General features: G+C 38.4%; 12 protein-coding genes and 1 tRNA gene. 7 read left to right on the top strand and 6 right to left on the bottom strand.

The features are described from left to right. Nucleotides 1–180 precede the first annotated feature (180 nt). Nucleotides 181–1671, top strand: coding sequence for a recombinase family protein (locus JET18_RS06185; RefSeq protein ID WP_202089736.1), 1491 nt, complete (start codon nucleotides 181–183; stop codon nucleotides 1669–1671). Next, nucleotides 1658–1822 carry a PTS sugar transporter subunit IIBC gene (locus tag JET18_RS06190; RefSeq protein ID WP_202089737.1) on the top strand — a complete coding sequence of 55 codons (165 nt, stop codon included), beginning with the start codon at nucleotides 1658–1660 and terminating at the stop codon, nucleotides 1820–1822. Before JET18_RS06185 ends, JET18_RS06190 begins: the two co-directional genes overlap by 14 nt. A gap of 190 nt (nucleotides 1823–2012) precedes the next feature. On the opposite strand, the gene JET18_RS06195 is transcribed toward JET18_RS06190, so the two are convergent. After that, nucleotides 2013–2086 (bottom strand) — tRNA-Arg (locus tag JET18_RS06195). Between the two features lie 59 nt (nucleotides 2087–2145). Between JET18_RS06195 and JET18_RS06200 the strand changes: the two genes are divergently transcribed. Genes JET18_RS06200 through JET18_RS06210 form a run of 3 tightly spaced genes read left to right on the top strand, consistent with a single transcriptional unit; the run spans nucleotide 2146 to nucleotide 5922 of the window. Further along, entirely contained in the window at nucleotides 2146–3192 is a 1047-nt protein-coding gene (locus tag JET18_RS06200) for an ABC transporter substrate-binding protein (protein ID WP_202089738.1), read from the top strand. A 44-nt stretch (nucleotides 3193–3236) separates the two neighbouring features. Further along, the gene (mtgA, locus tag JET18_RS06205) at nucleotides 3237–3881 is read left to right on the top strand and encodes a monofunctional biosynthetic peptidoglycan transglycosylase (protein WP_202089739.1); all 645 of its coding nucleotides are present in this window, start codon (nucleotides 3237–3239) and stop codon (nucleotides 3879–3881) included. 13 nt (nucleotides 3882–3894) lie between these two features. Beyond that, on the top strand, nucleotides 3895–5922 hold the full coding sequence (locus tag JET18_RS06210) for a recombinase (RefSeq protein ID WP_202089740.1): 2028 nt from the start codon (nucleotides 3895–3897) through the stop codon (nucleotides 5920–5922). 108 nt (nucleotides 5923–6030) lie between these two features. Here the strand turns inward: JET18_RS06210 and JET18_RS06215 are convergent, their stop codons facing one another. The 5 genes from JET18_RS06215 to JET18_RS06235 all read right to left on the bottom strand — a co-directional run bounded on the left by JET18_RS06215 (nucleotide 6031) and on the right by JET18_RS06235 (nucleotide 9133). Continuing rightward, entirely contained in the window at nucleotides 6031–6186 is a 156-nt protein-coding gene (locus JET18_RS06215; protein ID WP_202089741.1) for a hypothetical protein, read from the bottom strand. Between the two features lie 74 nt (nucleotides 6187–6260). Further along, nucleotides 6261–6557: a DciA family protein gene (locus JET18_RS06220; RefSeq protein ID WP_202089742.1), complete on the bottom strand. Its 297-nt coding sequence runs from the start codon at nucleotides 6555–6557 to the stop codon at nucleotides 6261–6263. Nucleotides 6558–6775: 218 nt separating this feature from the next. Then, nucleotides 6776–7144, bottom strand: coding sequence for a four helix bundle protein (locus JET18_RS06225; RefSeq protein ID WP_202089743.1), 369 nt, complete (start codon nucleotides 7142–7144; stop codon nucleotides 6776–6778). Nucleotides 7145–7270: 126 nt separating this feature from the next. Continuing rightward, the gene (gene recF / locus JET18_RS06230; protein ID WP_202089744.1) at nucleotides 7271–8374 is read right to left on the bottom strand and encodes a DNA replication/repair protein RecF; all 1104 of its coding nucleotides are present in this window, start codon (nucleotides 8372–8374) and stop codon (nucleotides 7271–7273) included. Between the two features lie 3 nt (nucleotides 8375–8377). Next, nucleotides 8378–9133 (bottom strand): UbiA prenyltransferase family protein, encoded by a 756-nt coding sequence (locus JET18_RS06235; protein ID WP_202089745.1) that lies wholly within the window; start codon nucleotides 9131–9133, stop codon nucleotides 8378–8380. 18 nt (nucleotides 9134–9151) lie between these two features. Between JET18_RS06235 and JET18_RS06240 the strand changes: the two genes are divergently transcribed. Both JET18_RS06240 and JET18_RS06245 read left to right on the top strand, forming a co-directional pair. Next, nucleotides 9152–15034 carry an alpha-2-macroglobulin family protein gene (locus JET18_RS06240; protein ID WP_202089746.1) on the top strand — a complete coding sequence of 1961 codons (5883 nt, stop codon included), beginning with the start codon at nucleotides 9152–9154 and terminating at the stop codon, nucleotides 15032–15034. 4 nt (nucleotides 15035–15038) lie between these two features. Continuing rightward, the gene (locus JET18_RS06245) at nucleotides 15039–20936 is read left to right on the top strand and encodes an alpha-2-macroglobulin family protein (protein WP_202089747.1); all 5898 of its coding nucleotides are present in this window, start codon (nucleotides 15039–15041) and stop codon (nucleotides 20934–20936) included. Nucleotides 20937–20990 lie beyond the last annotated feature (54 nt).

Raw genomic sequence — 20990 nt, forward strand, 5'->3', positions numbered from 1 at the left:
TCTTAAAATACTTTTGATATGTGGGGTGTCATATTAATATGTAGCAATGTCATTAATTAGTGCGGTTACTATCAATCTTTCTAGTGATTTTTTTTATTTAATAAAACGTAAACTATTTTTGTGTATCATTTCATATGCTTAAAAATATTAATTTGTAAATCAAATAAATACATTAATTATATGAAGTCAGCCTATTTATATGTCCGCGTAAGTACAGACGAACAAAAAAGAAAAGGTTACTCTCTACCAGAGCAGGAGGATAGATTATTGAAGTATTGTAAATATAACAATATAGAAGTCAAAGGAATTTATCGGGAAGACTACTCTGCCAAAAATTTCAACCGACCAGAGTGGAAAGAATTATTTTTAGAAATTAAAAAGAAATCATCGGGAGAAGAAAAGAACATATTATTTATCAAATGGGACCGATTTAGTCGTAATGTTGAATATGCATATGAAATGATTGGAAAGCTTAGAAAATATAAAACGATAGCAATGGCTATTGATCAACCAATTGATTTCTCTGTGCCGGAAAGCACAGTTATGTTGGCTGTATATTTAGCTGTTCCAGAAGCAGAAAATACTCGGAGGGCTCAAAATACTGCAAATGGCATTCGTAGAGCGAAGTTGATGGGTAGGCATCCTAATAAAGCGCCTATTGGATTTATTAATTTGACATTAATGGATGGTAAAAAAACTATTGCCCCTAAAGAACCTGAAGCGGATATTATAAAGTGGTCTTTTCATCAAGTTGCCCAGAACGATCATAAAATTTCTGAAATCATGAGAATGGCTAATGAGAAAGGATTGATATGTTCACGGTCACACTTTTTCAGAATTTTACGGAATCCAGTTTATTGCGGGCTTATATCAGTCAAACTTAAATCTAATGAAGAGCAAATGATAATAGGTTTGCACGAACCTTTAATATCTGAATCGTTATTTTATCAAGTTCAGTCTGTTATTAATACAAAAAGAAAAACTACTTCTAAAAAAGATGATTTAAAAGAGCTGTTTTTTCTTAGAGGCTTTTTGACCTGTCCTATTTGTGATCGAAAACTCAGTGGGAGTATTGCGCAAGGAAGCTCAAAAAAATACCCATATTATCATTGTCATGATCGCTGTAGAACAAGGATAAATGCAGTTTTGCTGAATGATTGCTATCAAAATAAGCTTCAGCAATTGATTCTATCAAATAATACAATTGAACTATTTAAGGATATTTTGGAAGGTCAGAATATAAAGACACAGAAAGCAAGTTATTTATACGGTCAAAAACTATTAGAAAGAAGAATAAAGGAGGAAGAACTAACTCTTTCTAGAGGTAGAAAATTATTTATAGCAGGAATATTGAAGATTGATGATTATAATGAGTTAAAAAAAGAATATCTGGTTAGTACTAAAAATCTTAGGAAGGAAGCACGTGTTATTACTCTTAAATTAAAAGCTATCGATAGAAAGAATCAAATAGAAAATAAATCACTAGTTGAAATTTTCCAAAAATTTTCCAAGTTTGATACCTCAGACAAAAGATGTCTTGTGAGTCTTATTCCACCAGTTGATATTGATTATAAAACAGGAGATCTCTCTTTGGACTTGAATCAAGCATTTTCAAAAATATTATTAAAAAAAAGTAACAGAAAAACTAATAAGAAAAATGAATTTCATTGATAAAAATGTTTCAGTTGAGCAAGCAATTATTCTTCTTGCCAAGAATGGAATTCAGGTAAATGAGAAGGAAGCTAAAATTATATTGGAATTACTATATTTAGTATCAAAAAATTATGATAAGCCAAAAGAGAAAAATATACTAGAACCTTAATGGGATTTCAAACTACGCTTCAATACCGATGAAATCTCTAATAGAGCACTTTTAGACTGTCTGTTTCAGATAGACTAGAGATTTCACATCAAAAAATTCAAACTATAAAATGTCAGGCTGTAAAAGTTTGATATAGAGATTTTTATGTATAAAAAAAGAGAGACAACTATCAAATAGTTGTCTCTTTCAGTGACCTCGACAGGATTCAAACCTGTAACCTTCTGAGCCGTAATCAGATGCGCTATTCAGTTGCGCCACGAGGCCGTTGTAACCTTGTTGTTTAAGGGTTTGCAAATATAGCACTTTTTTCTTTTCTTTGAAAGATGAAACAGAGAATTTTACTTTTATTTACAGTTGTAGCGCTAATCTCCTGTAAAAGAGAACAAAAAATTTCGTCCTCAGACTGGACCCAAGTATCAAACCGTACCCAATTTAAGGAGCATGACGGTCTTTTGGAACTGAAATCGGGGAATTTCACCTATAATTTTAAACAAAATCAGACGCCGTTTAAGAAAGTAATCCTTTTAAATGCGAGCATGGCCGGGTATATTGCGGAACTTGGTGCTGAAGATCTGATCATCGGGGTTTCAAGCCCGGAATATATTTATTCGGAAAAAATTCAAAACCTTTTAAAAGAAGGAAAGATCCAGAATGTAGGAAGCGAACAGAAATATGATGTGGAAAAAATCATTTCCATGAAGCCGGATGCTATTTTCACCAATTATATCGCAAGCTTTGACAATGCCTATCAACTTCTGAAAAATAACGGAATCCAGGTGGTTTTCCTTGATGAGTATATGGAACAGCTTCCCCTGGAAAAAACGGCTTATATCAAGCTTTTCGGAGAATTCTTCGGAAAAGAGAAAGAAGCTGAAGCGAAATACAGGGAAATTGAAAAAAATTACAGCGATCTGAAGAAACTGGCATCAACTGCCAAAGAAAAGCCTGTAGTACTTGCCAATGAAATGTACGGTGATGTCTGGTACCTGCCGGGCGGAAAAACCTCTGTGGCCAATTATATCACAGATGCCAACGCTTCTTACATCATGAAAGACAATAAAGACGAAAAGTCTCTGACGATGAGCTTTGAAGAAGTATATTCCAAATCACCCGGCGTACAGTATTGGGTAAATGCAGGAAGCCACACCTCCAAAAAGGAAATGCTGGGAACCAATCCTTTCTATGGAAAACTGGATGTATTCAATAAAGGAAAGATCTATACCATCGCAGGAAAAGAAAAGCGGAAAGCCAATGATTTTTTTGAGAGCGGTGCTGTACGCGCAGATCTTATCCTGAAAGATTACATTAAGATATTCCATCCTGAACTTCTTCCGGAATATAAGCTGACTTATATGAAAGAGCTTCAATAACTCGGGCGAATTGTTTATTTTTGCAGTTCCTTTTTAGAAAAATTATGTGGAAAAAAGTTAAACAGGCTATCTTCATTATTCTTGTTCTGAACGTAGTTTTCATTATCTGGGGCAGGTTTTTAAATCCGCCAATTACCATCACGCAGATCGGAGGTCTTTTCGAATACGGAAAACTGCACAGGGATTATATTTCCTATGACGAAATGGGAAACAATGTGAAAAAAGCGGTTATCGCTTCCGAAGACCAGAAATTCTTCAGCCACAACGGTTTCGATTATACCGCTATTGAGAAGGCTATGAAAAATAATGAGAAAGGGAAGAAAATCCGTGGCGGAAGCACCATTTCCCAGCAGACCGCAAAGAATGTATTTCTGTGGCAGGGGAGAAGCTGGTTCAGAAAAGGGCTTGAAGCGGTTTATACCTTTATCATCGAGAAAGTGTGGAGTAAAGATATTATTCTGGAAAGGTACCTGAACTCTATTGAAATGGGGCAGGGCGTATTTGGCGTGGAAGCTGCAGCCCAGTATTATTTTGGAAAATCTTCCAAAGATCTGAGTGCTTCAGATGCCGCCTGGATCGCTGCTGTACTGCCTAATCCAAAGAAATATGATCCTAAAAATCCATCTCCGTATTTAAGAAAGAAACATAATTGGATCATGAGACAGATGAGGAATGTGAGTTTGAAATAGTATCTTTGTACTAATGAAATTTTTTATTTCCAGCACAAATTTTGAATCAGTTCTTAAAAAATATTTCTCTTTTAAGAATGAAACCCTCTCTCTTGAGCCTCTTGCAGAGTTTTTGGAGAGTATAAAAAGGGCAGATTTCACGGACGTACTCAATTTTTTCAGATCTAATCCGAATTTTGCTGACCATTTTAAACATTACATCCACAGGATTTTTAAAGGAAGATCGTTCAATCTTTCCCTTACCGAAGCCAATATTCTTTCAGAAAATGCCTTTTTTCCTGAGTTGAAAAAAAGGATACTGAACAAAGTGCTGCCACCCGTAGAAAATGAAAAAACGGTGTGGTACATGATTGACAACGTTTGTTTCAGACCCAAAAAAGACCTGGAATATTTTCACAACCTTCCCGAAAATGAATTAAATGAGTTTTTCCAGATGTTGGGAATCTCAGATTTCATTCAGAAAGAAGAAGTGAAAAGTGAACTGATATTCTCGATGAACATCCTTTCCTGGCGCGTTACCGGGATGGCGATGGAAGTAGAGGTCGTAAGAATGGTCCCTGAATACAGGAATTTTGATAATGCTTTTCTGGCATTGCAGAACGAGCTGGAAGCTTTAGCGGCAGAGTTCAAGACAAATCCGGGAATTCAATTAAGCTCTAAGGGCAGTCAGTTCAAGCAGATTAAAATTTATGTTGAGCAGTGTCTTGAATTTGTGAATATTGCCTTTAAAAATTCCTCAGAATATGGTATTTCAGGGAAAATTAACCAGTCACTTCTGAAAATCCGCCAGCAGACCCAGAGAATTTATGAAATTGTACAACTGTTGGTCATAGACAATGATGAAGATGTTTTGGTGAAATCCAAGCAGTTGGTTTTTAATATTTTAGGCTACAAATCCCACAAAAATAATATCTCGGAGCTCATCAATGACAGTACGAGAATGATTTCCCATCTCATTACCAATCATACGGCCGAAGCGGGAAGCCATTACATCACATCATCCCAGAAAGAATATTTAAAGATGCTCTGGAAAGCCAGTGCCGGAGGAATTATTATCGGAATCTGCAGTATTCTTAAAATTCTGTACAGCGGACTTTCCACCAGTGAATTTGGACACGCGGCCATCTACGCAATGAACTATGCGATGTGTTTTGTAGTGATTTATTTAATGGGCTACACCATTGCCACCAAACAGCCGGCAATGACCGCGGCAACAATGGCCAAGGTGCTTTCCGATGAAAAAAATACCAAAAAGAACTATATTGATTTTGCCCATTTTGTTTCAAGGCTTTTCCGAAGTCAGTTTATTGCATTTGTAGGAAATGTATTCATTACTTTTTCCTCTGCACTGATCGTTATTTACGGATTGGATGTTCTTTTAAACTATAATTACGGAACTGAAAAAGCCACAAAACTCTTTCACGATATCGATATGTTCGATTCCAAAGCATTGCTGCACGCCAGTATTGCCGGGGTATTTCTTTTTATTTCGGGAATTATTGCCGGGAATACGGGCAACAGTTCGGTATTTTACCAGATTCCGAAAAGAATCGCCAAGAACCCGTTCCTTAATCATTTTCTGGGCGAAGAAACGGCAAAGAAATTTTCCTCTTATTATGCACGGAATTGGGCAGGAATTGTCTCCAATTTCTGGTTCGGGGTATTTTTAGGGGTTACAGGTCCTATCGGGAAATTTTTAGGAATTGATATCGACATCCGTCACATTACCTTTTCCACGGGTAATTTTGCCGCAGCATTGTACGGAAGAGGGTTCGATGTAGATTATTACACCTTCTGGGTATCGTTTGTTACGGTAGGTTTAATAGGATTTTTCAATTTTGCAGTAAGTTTCGGGCTTTCAATGCTTCTGGCATTCCGTTCCAGAAAAGTGAATTTCGGAGAAGTAAAAGAGATTTACAGGGAAATTTTCCGCTATTTTATGAGAAGTCCGTTGAGTTTTTTCCTGCCGATACGCCGCAAACCGGAAGTGCATAAAAAAGAAACGGTTAAAGCCAAGGTGACAAGATCTGAAGAAATATAAATTGATAACTATACTGAAAATGCTCCCGGAAGGAGCATTTTTATTTTTTTACTGATAGATCAAAATCAAATATTCAACCGATCAAAAAAGACTGAAACTTTAGTCTTGTTATACGCAAGGTTCCAATATCGGGCATCTGGCAGGAAGAACAGTGTAGTAATTACATTCCCCTGTAGCACAAACGGTCTGGCAGCATACCTTTCCTCCGGAACCCATAATTTGTCTTAAATTTTCTCGGTTTAATTTTTTAATAGACTTTTTCATGTTTAGGTGATTTAATATTGTTCTCAAATATAATATTAAATTTAACATGGTAGATTAATTTCATGAAAATAATTTCATAAAATACGTATATCACTGAATTTATCCTCTCCAAACTTATCCTGAAACTTCTTAAGATAAAAACTTTTCCGCATCTGAAAATCATGTTTAAGAATAGGAGAGTCGATCTTGATCATAATGCATTTGCCTTCAATATTCACGCTTCTGATTTCATTGAAAAGACTTTCGTCCAGATAATCTTCAAGGAAATCCTTAATTTCAAAAGCAAGCAGCTTATGCTCAAAACCATGAATCCTTGCAAAAGATTTTACAAGTTCCGACGATTGAAATTCACGTTTTTTATTCTTCTTCATAGACGGGATGCGGGTTTCGGGGTGCGGGTTTCGGGTTACAGATTTTTCGGGGTGAGATATGTGAGGTTTGGTTTTATTTATTTTATGATAGTAATAAATTTACGTGTTACCGGTATCACGCTGTAAAAATAGATTGAAAGGAAGCAAAATTATAAAATTTTTATCATTTTACTTCGACTCTTTCTTAAATTCTGTACCTCGCACCCCGAAACCCGCACTCACTTTCCATTCCAATTCTCTCTGACCCATTTTTTATAATTATTAATTTTTCCACCCAATATATTGTATTCGTTTCTTAATATTTCAAATTCTGAAGCAATATCAGGGTATAAGGCTATAATTTTTTCCAGATGATTAATCGTTTCATCATTGCTGGCATGACTGTAGATGAGAAAACGAAGGTATTCATTTTTGTAGGAAGATCTTCCATATCCTTCCACAATGTTGGTAATGACTGAATCTGCGGATCTCCTCAATTGGCTCCCTAATTCGAATAGTTCATACTTTGGAAGTAGAAAAGTAGCCTGATGTGTTTTTAAGAATAATTCAAAAGCGGTTTTATAGATATCTAAATTTCGATAGCTCATAATCATTTGTGTTTAGGCTAAATTTAATAAATATAAAACTTACCAATCACCTAAACAGCTAAGTTCAAACTTCCATCTAAACTTCAGATCCTACCATGCCCCGTATCTCGGAACCCGCACCCCGCATCATATATCAAAAATAATACTTTCCTCGTTAATCTTTTTCACCACGCTCTCAGTACGTTCCCGATGCGTATCTGTAATAAATATCTGCCCGAAATTTTCCTGGTTAACAAGTTCTATGAGTTGAGAAACACGGGTATCATCCAGTTTATCAAAAATATCATCCAACAGAAGAATCGGGGTCTTTTTGGTCAATTCTTTCACAAGACTCATCTGAGCAAGCTTTAATGATATAAGGAAAGACTTTTGCTGTCCCTGTGAACCTATTTTTTTGATCAGGACATGATCCATTTCAAAAAGCAGGTCATCTTTGTGAATTCCTTTTGAAGTGTAAGTCAGCATGCGGTCTCTGTCGATACTTTCTGCTAAAAGCTGCTGAAAAGCGCTGTCAGGCTGAGCGGAGTCGAAGCCTTCACTTAAATCAGACTGATACTGAACGGAAACCGTTTCTTTTCCCCCCGAAATAATTCTATAAAAATTCTGAACAATCGGGCCCAGTTTTTCAACAAAATTTCTTCTTTTGACAAAAATTCCGGTTCCGAATTTGGTGATCGGGGCATCATAGATTTCCAGGGAATCTCTGTCCCAGGTTCTGTTTTTAGCAAAATATTTTAACAGCGCATTTCTTTGCTGTACCGTTTTCTGGTATTGAATCAGGTCAAAAAGATATTCTGAATCTGTCTGGGAAATCATGGCATCCAGAAACCTTCTGCGGCTTTCTCCTGAATCCGAAATCAGATTCGAATCATAAGGAGAGATCATCACGCTCGGCAGATATCCGATGTGGTCTGCAAGCCGGTCATAGCTCTTATCATTCTTTTTAATGATCTTTTTGGCTTCTTTCGGCTGCGAAATTTTAATGATATCTTCGCTGTCTTCATTCTGGATTTCCGCATCAATCGTAAAGAAATCTTCTTCTCTTCTGATATTATTGATATCCGTATTCCCTAAAAAGCTTTTTCCTACGGACAAATAATGGAGGGCATCCAGGATATTCGTCTTTCCGGCGCCGTTATTTCCTACAAAACAGTTGATCTGCGGAGAGAATTCGAACTTCTTTTCAGAATGGTTTTTGAAATTGTACAGAGAAAGCTTCTTGATAATCATTTGTCAAAAATACTCCATTATTAGTAAAAATAAAAAAGGAAGTGCAGAACAGGTTTCTATTCCAAATGAAAAATAAGCATCATCCCTTTTATTTTCAGAGAAATAGATCAAAATATAGGTGATGATTCCGGACAGAAAAAATGCCAAAGCGTACATGGGTTTAAGATAAAAATCAGCAATAATACAACTGATAAAAACCATCAGATAGGCAATGTATTTGGTATTCTGAACGCCTATCAGCCTGGGAAAAGTCTGCACGGTGTCACTGTTCATATCCCGGATATCGAAAGGCAGAACCAGTGCGGTGATAAAAAAGAAACTGGTCAGGAAAATAGGAAGGCTGAATTCCGGAAGCGTCAGCCAGCTGTTGACCAGCGCCCATACCAACCCGACATAAAACACCTTTAGCAGTGGAATCTTCCGGATATACACATCCAGAAAAAAACTGTTGTACAAAAGCCCCAAAACCACAATGATAAACCATTTCAGAAGCCTTATTTCATTATGATTGTGAATGATCAGAAAGGCACAGATCACTCCGGCAACTGCATTGAGGGCCAGTATTTTCAGAAAATGTCTGGTGTATTGGTATTTGGTGTAAAGATAACCGCTGAAATAAGTAATGAAAATAAGCAGTACAGTAGGGTATCGGAAGGTGTTTTGTTCTTTCATAAAAAATACGGCAAACAAAGTTCCCATAATGGAGACATAAATTTGACTGTCGATAACAGTTTTTTTCAGTATTTTTAAGAAATTCATTGATCAAAATTAATACCTATGAAAAACATCTCCAAATATGTTCTGTTATTTTTTACTTTTTTCAGCATATTTTTCTCAGCTCAGAATTTCTATGAGGAGCAATGGCTGAGAGTGGCAGAAGGCTACCGCAACGGAGAATTCAAATCAAACCTTCCCATTATTCTGGAAATTCAGAAAAGAGCCATTAAAGAAAAGAAGGCTGCAGAGATCATTAAATCTCTAAAAGCGGAATTTGTGATCTATAAAGAGACCCAGGATGATCCTAAAAATGATTATGCGTCGGTTTTCTTTTCAAAGATCAGCAATACGGAAGAGGAGCTGAAAAAAAATGACCTGCTTTTATTCAAGGTTCTGGAGATTGAGTTTTTCGAAGGCTATTATGAAAAAAGGAAATGGGACATTCAGAAACGGACGGATGTTGACAAAGGAGATGTAAAGGAGATTGAATCCTGGACGAAGCTTGATTTCAAAAACTACTACCTGAAGAAGTTTGCAGAACTTTCAGCCATAGATAAAAAGCTTAAAAAAATACCTCTTGAAATCTATAAAGATGCTTTTGATAAAGACAGTGATTTCGATTTCTTTCCTACCGTCTACGACTGGAAAGTTAAAAAAAATATAGAATTCCTGAACAACAGCGATATATTTACAAAAGATGAACTGGCAGATAATCAGGCTGCTGTTCTCGCATTATACCAGAATCTGATTGATTTTAACATTAAAAATCCAAAGCTTTATTTTCAACATCAGAAGCTGATTTACGAGAATAAAATAAAGAAAGATGACCAGTTTACCGAAAAGCAGATCGCTCTGGTAAATTCTCCGGTAGAGGGAGATTATAAAATATTAATTGTCAATAGTTTTGCAAACAGTCTTTTCAGATCAAAACCTGATGAAGCGAACGCGCTGATTGATAAAGTAAAACGGGAATATCCCGGATCGAAGTTCCTGAGCAACATCACTTATCTGGAAAATCAGGTCAAGACTCCCGTTGTACAACTATTTTACGAAGTTCACAACCAGCCGGAAAAACCAATACAGATTGTAGCACAGCACAAAAATGCAGATCAGTTTACCATTAAGATTTACGCACTTAATAATTTCAAAAAAGACCTCCAGTATCTGAATCATCTTGATTACGCTGAATACTACAAAAAAATAGATAAAACCCTTTTCAGAACGGATGTTTTCACACTTCCCACTAAAAAAGATTTTAATAACCATACCACAGCCCTGGAAATGAAGGCGCTTCCCAAAGGTTTGTATATCTGTGAATATATCAACGGCGAAGATGTATCAAAATTCCTGTTTATTGTGACTTCTTCCAGAGTTATTTACAACGAAAAGAAAGACCATATCCTGGTTTCAAGGGAAAATGGAACGCCTATGCCCAATACCAGACTGCTGAGATATGGTTTTGGAGATTATTCAACGGTGAACGAGACCCAGCTGCTTATTCAGACGGATAATTTTGCAAGATTCCCATCTGAGAAGGCAGAATACCATTCCATACCTCCTTACCTGATCTATGATCCAGTGAATAATGATTTCAATATGATGGAAGGTGCCTATGAAGCCCGTTCCAGAGATTATCCTTATCCTCATACCCAGTTTTTCCTGGACAGGGAAATATTCAGGCCGGGGCAGACGGTATATTTTAAAGCAGTATCTACTGTTCCGGATTTTGAGAAAAGAAGGGACAATATCATCATCAATAATGAGCAGGAAGTAACGTTGTATGATGCCAACAACCAGATCATAAGTACCCAAAAATTCAAAACCAATGCCTTCGGGTCGTACAATGGAAGTTTTGTGCTGCCGAAAGATAAACTGAACGGAAAATTCAGAATGGAGGTCTATGCCAGGTATAACAGTCATCAAATCAATGATTCAAAATACTTCTCTGTGGAAGAATATAAGCGTCCGAAATTTGAGATCACCTTTGATACCATCAAAAAAGATTACAAATATGGTGAAACTATAGAGCTAAAGGGTAAAGTTCTTACCTTTTCGGGGATTCCTTTAAGCAATACCAAAGTCAGTTTCGAGCTTAAAAATGAAAACATCCGCCAGCGCTATTTCTGGTGGTATCCGGTTGAGCAGTACAGCAATGAAAATTCAATCTTAGGAGAGGCAAAAACGAATGAAAAAGGGGAGTTTATCATTAAAATTGATCTGAAGAAAGACGAAAATACAGAAGGAATTCAGGTTCATAATTATAAAGTAAAAACCTCAGCCACCGACATTAACGGAGAAACCCAATCTGCAGAAACAGATGTAAAAGTAGCTTCGGTTTCCCATTATCTCACCGCTGATGAAATCAATGAAGCAACGGCAGATGAAGAAGTGAAAATCAAGGTGAAATCTTTCAATTACAATGATATTCCTTTACAGAAGAATTATAAAGTAAAACTGGTTCAGTTGAAGCAGCCGAAAAGGGTTCTGAGAAATAATTTCCAGAATAATATTCAGGATCTTCCGAACATATCCAGGGAAGAATTTATGTCAAAATTCCCACACGACAGATACGATAAGTCGGAAGACCGCAAAAACTGGGAAATTCTGAAAACCGTTACAGAACGTTCACAGAATGATAAAGAACTAAATCTTGGAATGCTGAAAGCCGGAGATTACAGACTGCTGATTTACAATATTGAAGGAAAAGACACGATAAAAACCCAGCAGGATTTCGGCATCTGGGATAAAAACGGTCTGGGACCGGATCAGTTTCCGTTTCTGAAAATCACCGCTCCCAAAGAGGAAGTGAAGAGAGGTTCACAGGTGACTTTATATGTGTATTCTGCTATTCCGGATGCCGTAGTGAATGTGTACTGGCAGGACGGACAAGGGCAGAGAAAACGTGAAGAAAAGAAGCTGACCAACGGTGTATTAGCTTATACTTTCCCGGTTTCTCAGGATAAAAGAATCGTGAAATACAATGTACAGTTTGTGCTGGCTCATTACAACGATGTTCAGAATGAATTTGCCAATATTCATATTAAAAATGATGAAGAACCTTTAAAAATTGAGATGACTACTTTCCGGGATAAAGTAGAACCCAACTCAAAAGAAAAATGGAGCATTAAAATACTGGGAAAAAGCAATGAAAAAGTAGTGGCAGAAGTGCTGGCGGCCATGTATGACAAATCTCTCGACAAATTTGTCCCGAATACCTACCGATTTGATAAATACTACATTCCATACAGTGTTATTGAAGATTATAATGTAGATAACTTCTTCGAATCTCTTTACTGGTATAAGAAAATCAATTACATAAAAACTAAAGATGTTAACTTCCCGGAGTTCAGATGGTTTGATGATAATGTCTTTTATAATCTGCTGGCTAAATATGGTTTTACCACAGATACAGACGGTGATGGCGTTGATGATGCGCACGATGCATGTCCTACAGTTCCTGGATTGGAATCCTACAATGGCTGTCCGAAACCCAAATATTCAGTAGCCATGGAAGTAAGCAGTGAAGTAAGCAGAAAAAGAGGACGCTTTGAAGATGAAGAAGACAGCAGATTAGCAGATAACAAGAAAGAGAAACAGTCTGAAGATAAAAAAGAAGATCTGGATGATGTACAGGTCCGTAAAAACCTTAATGAAACAGCCTTTTTCTATCCTCAGCTGAGAACAGATAAAGAAGGCCGCGTGAGTTTTGAATTCACCACTCCAGAAGCGCTTACCAAATGGAAGCTGATGTTTCTGGCGCATACCAAAGACGCGAGAAGTGCCGTTTTGGAAAAAGATATTGTTACCCAGAAAAAACTTTCCGTCAATCCAAACTATCCGCGTTTCCTAAGAGAAGGGGATGAGCTGAATTTCCAGACCAGAATATCCAATCTTACCGAAGAAGCTATGGCTGGTGCTGCCTCCTTACAGATCCTGAATGCGGAAACCAATGAAGATATCTCCTCACTATTCGGGATCACGTCATCTGTGCAGAATTTTAATGTGGGAGGAACAGGAAACTCTGTGGTCAGCTGGAACATGAAGACCCCTTTCAATAAAGCATATTCAATCATCATTAAAGTGGTGGCAAAAGCAGGGAACTATTCCGACGGGGAACAGATTCCGGTAGCCGTACTTTCCAACAGGATGCTGCTCACGGATACCGTTCCGATTTTTGTAAAGGAAGGACAGACCAAAACATTTACATTGGATAATTTAAAAAATAATACCTCAAGAACAGCTTCAAATTTCAGCAATACGCTGGAGCTTAAAACCAATCCGGTCTGGGAAATTATTTTTGCACTTCCTGATCTGAGCCAGAATTTAAATATAACCTCTGATGAAATATTCAATACCTGGTTTTCAGATGTGGTGGGAACTGAGATTTTCAAAGCCAATCCAAGAATGAAAGCGGTTTTTGATGAATACAAAACTGCCGATCTCATGAAAAGCAATCTTGAAAAAAATCAGGAGCTGAAACAGGTTCTGCTGGAAGAAACCCCATGGGTACTGCAGGCTAAATCTGAAACCGAGATCATGAATAATATTTCAAGGCTTTTCGAAGTGAATGCCATGAAAAATTCAATCCATAAAGACTGGAACCTGCTGAGCCAATACCAGAACAGGGATGGAGGATTTCCGTGGCTTCCGGGTTACGACAGTTCGTATACCTGCTCATTGTACATCCTGAAAAATCTGGGCAAAATGAACGAATGGCTTAAAGACGGCATTTCAGAATACCAATCCGGCCAGAAAGCTATGATTTCCTCCCTGATCGGTTTTGTAGACTGGCAGCTGGAAAGATACTGGAAACAGGAAGAGGATAATCCGTGGAGTAATTTCGCGTTGGATTATCTCGATGCCAGAAGGTATTGGGAAAAAGAATACCCTATTGAAGGAAAAGGAGCGGCATTGAAAAATACAATCATCAGCCGGGCAGATAAATTCAGGGTAACGGATCTTACGTTCTTCGGAATCCACAGGGCGGCACTTATTTACGACAGTTACGGGCTTCAGAATACCTCTAAAAAGCTGATCAACTATCTGAAAGAAACTTCCGTATCCTCGGAAACCCAGGGTGTTTACTGGAAAAAGAACCTGAACGACTGGGGCTGGTATGAAAGCAAAGCCGTGAATCATGCAGGCGCCATAGAAGCTCTGAATAAAGTAGCTCCGAACGATATTGACTTCATTGAAGAATCCAAAGTATGGCTGGCTACTCAAAAAGAAGTAAATTCATGGGGGAATTCCAGAACTACGGCAGAGATCATTTACATCCTGATGAATTCAGGAAAATCATGGACGACCCCGGAAGCAGATAAGGCAAAAGTGATCTGGGGCGGAAAAGAAGTGGTGCCGCAGACCAAAACGACGGGCTATCTGAAACAGATCATTAAATCTGATAAGATCAATCAAAGCCTTGCGGAAGTTACCGTTACAAAATCTGGTCCGGGAATTGCACAAGGTGGATTATTCTGGCAGTACTACGAAGATCTGGAAAATGTAAAATCTACAGAGACCTATCTTTCGATGAACAGGGAATATTATAAAAAGATTAAAACCGAAAACGGGGAGCAGCTGCTGAAAATTACAGAAAACAGCCCGCTGACGGTAGGAGACAGGCTCACCGTAAGAATGATCCTGGATACGGACCGCCCGATGCAGTATGTACACCTGAAAGATATGAGGGCAGCCGGCCTGGAGCCTGTAGATGTGCTGTCCGGGTATCAGTATAAAAATAATCTGGGCTATTACCAGGTGACCAAAGATGCTTCTACGAACTTCTTTATTTATTATATGCCAAAAGGGAAATATGTATTTGAATATGACCTCGTATGTAATGCTTCAGGAAGCTTCTCAAGCGGTTTTGCGGTGATGCAGAATTATTATGCCCCTCAGATGAATGCCAGAACAAAAGGAGACAAAATAGAAATAAGAAAATAACAATATGAAAAATGTCAAACTGATTATGCTGTTTCTGTGCTTCGGGTTTTTTGCCCAGATGCATGCCCAGAAATACTACGACGACCAATGGAAAAAAGTGATTGAAAACAGTGCGAAAGGTGCTTATAAATCTAATCTTCCCATTATTTTAGACATACAAAACCACGCCATGAAAGAAAATAATGCCATCCAGCTTATCCGTTCCCTGAAGGCGGAGTTCAGCATTGTAAACCAAACGCAAGACGATGAGCAGAATGATTCTGCCTCTAAATTTTTCAAAAAGCTTCAGGAAGCAGATGCTAAGCTGAAAGGGGAAGAAAAACTGGTGTACCGTGTTCTTCTGAACGGTTTCTTTATGGACTACTACAACCAGCATTCCTGGGAAATAGAATCGCGGACCAACATCAATGCGCAGGACCTGGCCCAGATTGAAACCTGGAGCAAACTCGATTTTAAAAATTATCTGAAGAAAAGCTATCAGGAACTGGATCAGCAGAAACCGGAAATGAAAAATATTTCCCTGGCGAAGTACAAAGATGTCTTTACGGATGTTAAGAATATTGCCTATTTTCCTACTGTTTTTGAATGGTATTCCATGAAGAAGATCAGTTTTCTTTCTGAAAATAATCTTTTTACAAAAAATGAATTAACGGAAAACAGAATGCAGATCATTGCTGTTTTTGACGAACTGATCGCCCGGAACACCGGAAATCCCAAGCTTTATTTTATGAAAGAGAAGCTGACGGAAAACTGTAATTACAATCAGTGCAAAGATAAGCTTGAACAGCTTCAAACCCTGCTGAAATCAGATATAGAAGGAGATTACAAGGTGATCATCATGGAAGATATCATGAATATACTGATTGATAAAAAGAAGGTGAAAGAAGCACTTGCTATTGCGGATCAGGCCCAAAAACAGTATCCGAAATCTCCTTTCATTGAAAATATCAAAAACAAAGAAAACCAGATCACCAATCCTTTTCTTTCGATTAAATACGAACAGCAGACCCAGAACAATCTGCCGATCCATTTTGTAGCCGAGCACAAAAATGTAACGGAATTTTCCCTGAATATCTACGAAGTAAAAGAAGACTTCACAACATTGCTGCAGTATATTCAGAACGCTTACAACAATACCTTTGGAAGGGTTAAAAAGAATCTGGTAAGAAAAGAAACCTTCCAGTTTGCTGATGCCAAAGACTATCAGAATCATTCCACTTCACTGGAGATCAAGCCGCTTCCTTCCGGAGTGTATGTAGTAGAGTATTCCGTGGCCGGAGCTGATGCTAAGGACTCTAATTCCAGACAGAATTTTTATTTCCTGGTTTCCGGAAACCGTGTCATCTATCAGACTAAAACCGATAGAAACCAGCTTTCCAATGCCATGAAACTGGTCAGCAGTGAAAACGGAAAACCTGCAGCCAACGAAAGTCTTACTTTCTATGAATTTGTTGCCAATAAATCATTAAGCAAAATAGACGGTAAAACAGATGCGAACGGTATTTTTAAATTCCCGTCCACAGCCAGCAATGAATACTACAGAACCTTCCTGATCCGCCAGCCAAAGACCAATGATTTCCAGATCATGCAGGTGTACGGCAACAGCGGAAATGCAGAAGCTTATAATCCCAACAAACAGACCCGCACTCTGGCGCAGATCTTTACAGACAGAGGGATTTACAGACCGGGACAAACCGTGTATTTCAAAGTGATCAATACAAAGATCGATAAAGAAATTGAAGCCACAACGGCAGGTTTAAAACAGAAAATCACTTTACAGGATGCCAATGGGCAGGATGTTTCTTCCCAGGATTTTACAACCAATGAGTTTGGCTCTTACCACGGAAGCTTCATTCTTCCGAAAGGCCAGCTGAACGGTGTTTTCTATTTGAGAACCGGCGACGGATCCAACGGCTACAAAGACATCAGGGTAGAAGAATACAAAAGACCTAAGTTTGAAGTCACTTTCGATCCTGTAAAAGAGGAATACAAATACGGCCAGACCATCGAGCTGAAAGGAAAAGCGACTATGTTTTCCGGGGTAGCTTTAAGCAATACAACGGTTAATTACGAGATTAAAAAACACAACATCAGATGGAGATATTTCTGGTGGTATCCAAATGATAACAGCAACGAAAACTCTGTTCTTGGCGAAGCTAAAACCAATGAGAAAGGAGAATTTGTGATCCGTCTTGATCTTAAAAAAGATGAAAAGCTGGAAGGCATCCAGATTGATAATTATGAGATCAATGCTTCGGTAACGGATATCAACGGGGAAACACAGTCTGCCAATACGAATTTAAAAGTAGCGTCAGTTTCACATTACATTAAAGCCGAAGAAATTAAAAATACCTTCAGTGACGAAAATGTAAAACTAAAAGTGGAAACCCTGAATTATAACGAACAGGATCTTAAAAAATCCTATACGGTAAAGCTTTCCAGACTGAATGTTCCGGACAGGATCTTCAGAGATAATTTTACAGAAGACGTTCAGGATCTGCCTAAATTTTCCAAAGAAGAGTTCATCAGTAAATTCCCGCATGATTTCTTTGATAAAAATGACAGGCCTCAAAACCTTAAGGCAGAAAAAGTACTGTTTGAGAAACAGCAGCAGTCAGCAGCTCAGCTGGATCTCGGAAAACTGGATGCAGGCGATTATCAGCTGGAAATGTTTAATATCGAAGGAAAAGACACCATAAAATCTTCCCAGAATTTCAGTATCTGGGATAAAGGTTCTTTAAAACCTTCACAGAAAACCTTCCTGACCGTTATTGAGCCTAAAACAGAGTTTGCAAGAGGGGAGAAGGCGAAAATTTACGTCTATTCCGCAATTCCGGACGCGCTGGTGAATGTATTTGTGCAGGATGGTTCAGGAAATACCGTTTCAGAAGTACATCAGCTTAAAAAAGGAGTCCTTGAATACACCACGGATGTTCCTAAAGATAAAGCAGTACCCGCCCTGAATATTCAGTTCCAGATCGCAGCATTCAATGATGTGCAGACCCGGTCTGTGACTTTAAAAATAAAAAATACGGAGCAGCCTTTAAAAATTGAAACCGTTACCTTCAGAGATAAGCTTGAACCGAATTCAAAAGAAAAATGGACGGTAAAAGTTTCAGGAAGCGAAAAAGAAAAAATAAATGCTGAAGTACTGGCCAATATGTACGATATGTCTCTGGATCAGTTTGCAGCGAATACGTTCAATTGGCAGAATTTATATGCACCGTATGCTATCGTAACGTCTTATGATATCAGACAGTCTCTGCTTCGCCAGTATTATCAGAAAAGATTGAAATATTACAACGGAGCTTATGTAGATATCCCGAACTTCAACTGGTTTGATGGTGATTATTACAGTTATGGATTAGGAGGAAGAGTGGCCGGATTACAGATTGAAAATATGGCGGCATCACCTCCGTCTCCTATTGCAAAACAATCTTCGGCAGAGGAAGTTGTCATGACAGGAGGATATTCAAAAAAAGCTAATATGCGTTATGATGTAGCTTCGGCAGCAAGAGCAAAAGGACAGGAGCAGGAAGCTGATGCAAACGGTGGTGCTGATGAAAAAGCAGAAGATCTTGAAAAAGTTCCCGTACGCCAGAACCTGAACGAAACTGCATTCTTCTATCCCGACTTGAAAACAGATGCAGAAGGAAATGTAAACTTCGAATTCACTTCTCCCGAAGCGCTGACGAAATGGAAGCTGATGTTCCTGGCTCACACCAAAGATGCCAGAGCAGCCGTACTGGAAAAACAGGTGGTGACGCAGAAAGAATTCTCTGTAACACCAAATTATCCGAGATTTTTAAGAGAAGGCGATGAATTGAATCTTCAGTCAAAACTATCCAATCTTACCGATAAAAAACTAAGCGGTTCTGCTGAACTTCAGATCCTGGATGCCTTTACGAATGAAAATATTTCTTCCAAATTCGGGATCAGTGCAGGAACCCAGAATTTTGATTTAAATGAAAAAGGAAATAGCGCCCTGACATGGAAGCTGAAAGTTCCAAATAATGTGTCTTCCATTATTTTAAAAGTGGTGGCGAAAGCCGGTGCTTATTCAGATGGAGAACAGCAGGCGGTTGCCGTACTTCCGAACAGAATGCTCGTTACCGATGCAGTCCCTGTTTTTGTGAAAGAAGGTGAAACGAAGACTTTTGTTTTGGATAATCTTAAAAATTCAAGTTCTACAACGATCACTAACGTTTCGAATACTTTGGAACTGACCACCAATCCGATCTGGGAAATTATGTTCGCGCTGCCAAGTCTGAAAAATGACCAGAATAATTCTGCCGATGTGATCTTCAATAAATGGTTTGCCGATGTACTGGCTTCCGAAGTTTTCAGAGCCAATCCGAAAATGAAGACTGTGTTTGAAGAATACCAGAATAAAGGATTATTGAATTCAAATCTTGAGAAAAACCAGGAGCTGAAACAGCTTTTACTGGAAGAAACACCTTGGGTGCTTGAGAGCAAAAATGAAGGCGAACAGATGCAGAAACTGGCTCTATTATTTGATGCCAACACCATGAGAAATTCGATCAGGCAGGATTGGGACGATCTTAAGAAACTACAGAATCCGGACGGCGGCTTTTCATGGTATCCGGGATATCCAAGTTCTTACGGAACTTCTCTTTACATCCTTAAAAACTTAGGGAAAATCAATACCTGGCTGAAAGATAATGCAAAAGAATATCAAGGTTCAGAACAGCAGGAGCTGGTAACAAAACTGGTTCAGTATGTAGACAACGAGATTGATAAATACTGGGATGTGAAAAAAGGAAACATCTGGAACGACTGGACCATCGATTATCTCGATACCCGAAACTACTGGGAAAAACAATATGCTTTAAAAGGAAAAGGAGCCACATTGAAAACTCTGGTAAAACAGAAAGCGAAAACAGCGAAGATCACAGATTTTACCTTCTTCGGGCTTCACCGTATGGCTTTACTGACGAATGATTACGGATTGAAAGACGTTTCAGATAAATTAATGAACTACCTGAAAGAAACCTCTGCCGATACCAAAACACAGGGCGTTTACTGGAAACAGAACCTGAACGACTGGGGCTGGTTCGGGTCCAAAGTCGTGAATCATGCAGGAGCTTTGGAAGCTTTCAACAAACTGAAATCCAATGATCAGAAATTCATTGAAGACATGAAGATCTGGCTGATCACGCAAAAAGAAGTGAACTCATGGGGAAGCTCAAGAGGAACCTCAGAAGTGATTTTCACAATTCTGAATTCAGGAAAATCATGGACCAGCGCCGAAAGTGATAAAGCAACCATTGTTTGGGGCGGAAAAGAATTAACTCCTCAAACCCAGGCGACCGGTTATGTGAAATCAACCGTGAAAACAGATCTGGTAGACAAAAACTTAGGAACAGTTACCATTACCAAACCAGGTCCTGGAATCGTACAGGGAGGACTGTTCTGGCAGTATTATGAGGATCTGGATAAAATCAAATCTTCAGAAAACTATATCTCGATCACCAAAGAGCTTTATAAAAAAGTGAAAACGGTAAACGGTGAGGAACTTCAGAAAATTTCTGCGGATACACCTTTAAAAGTTGGTGATAAAGTAACTGTAAGAATGATCCTGAATACAGACAGAGCTATGGAATTCATTCACATTAAAGATATGCGTGCTGCAGGATTTGAGCCTGCAGATGTACTGTCCGGTTACCAGTGGAAAAACAGCTTAGGCTATTACCAGTCTACGAAAGATGCTTCCACGAATTTCTATATCCAGTACATGCCAAAAGGGAAATATGTCTTTGAATATGACCTTGTTTCCAATGCGGCAGGGAAGTTCTCCAACGGGATCACTACCATGCAGAATTACTATGCACCGCAGATGAATGCCCATACAAAAGGAAGTAACGTAACAATTTCAGATTAATTTATAAAAGCAAATACAAAAGCTGTAGTAACTTCTTACTGCAGCTTTTTTTGT

This window comes from Chryseobacterium endalhagicum (assembly GCF_016745235.1).
Lineage (GTDB): Bacteria > Bacteroidota > Bacteroidia > Flavobacteriales > Weeksellaceae > Chryseobacterium > Chryseobacterium endalhagicum.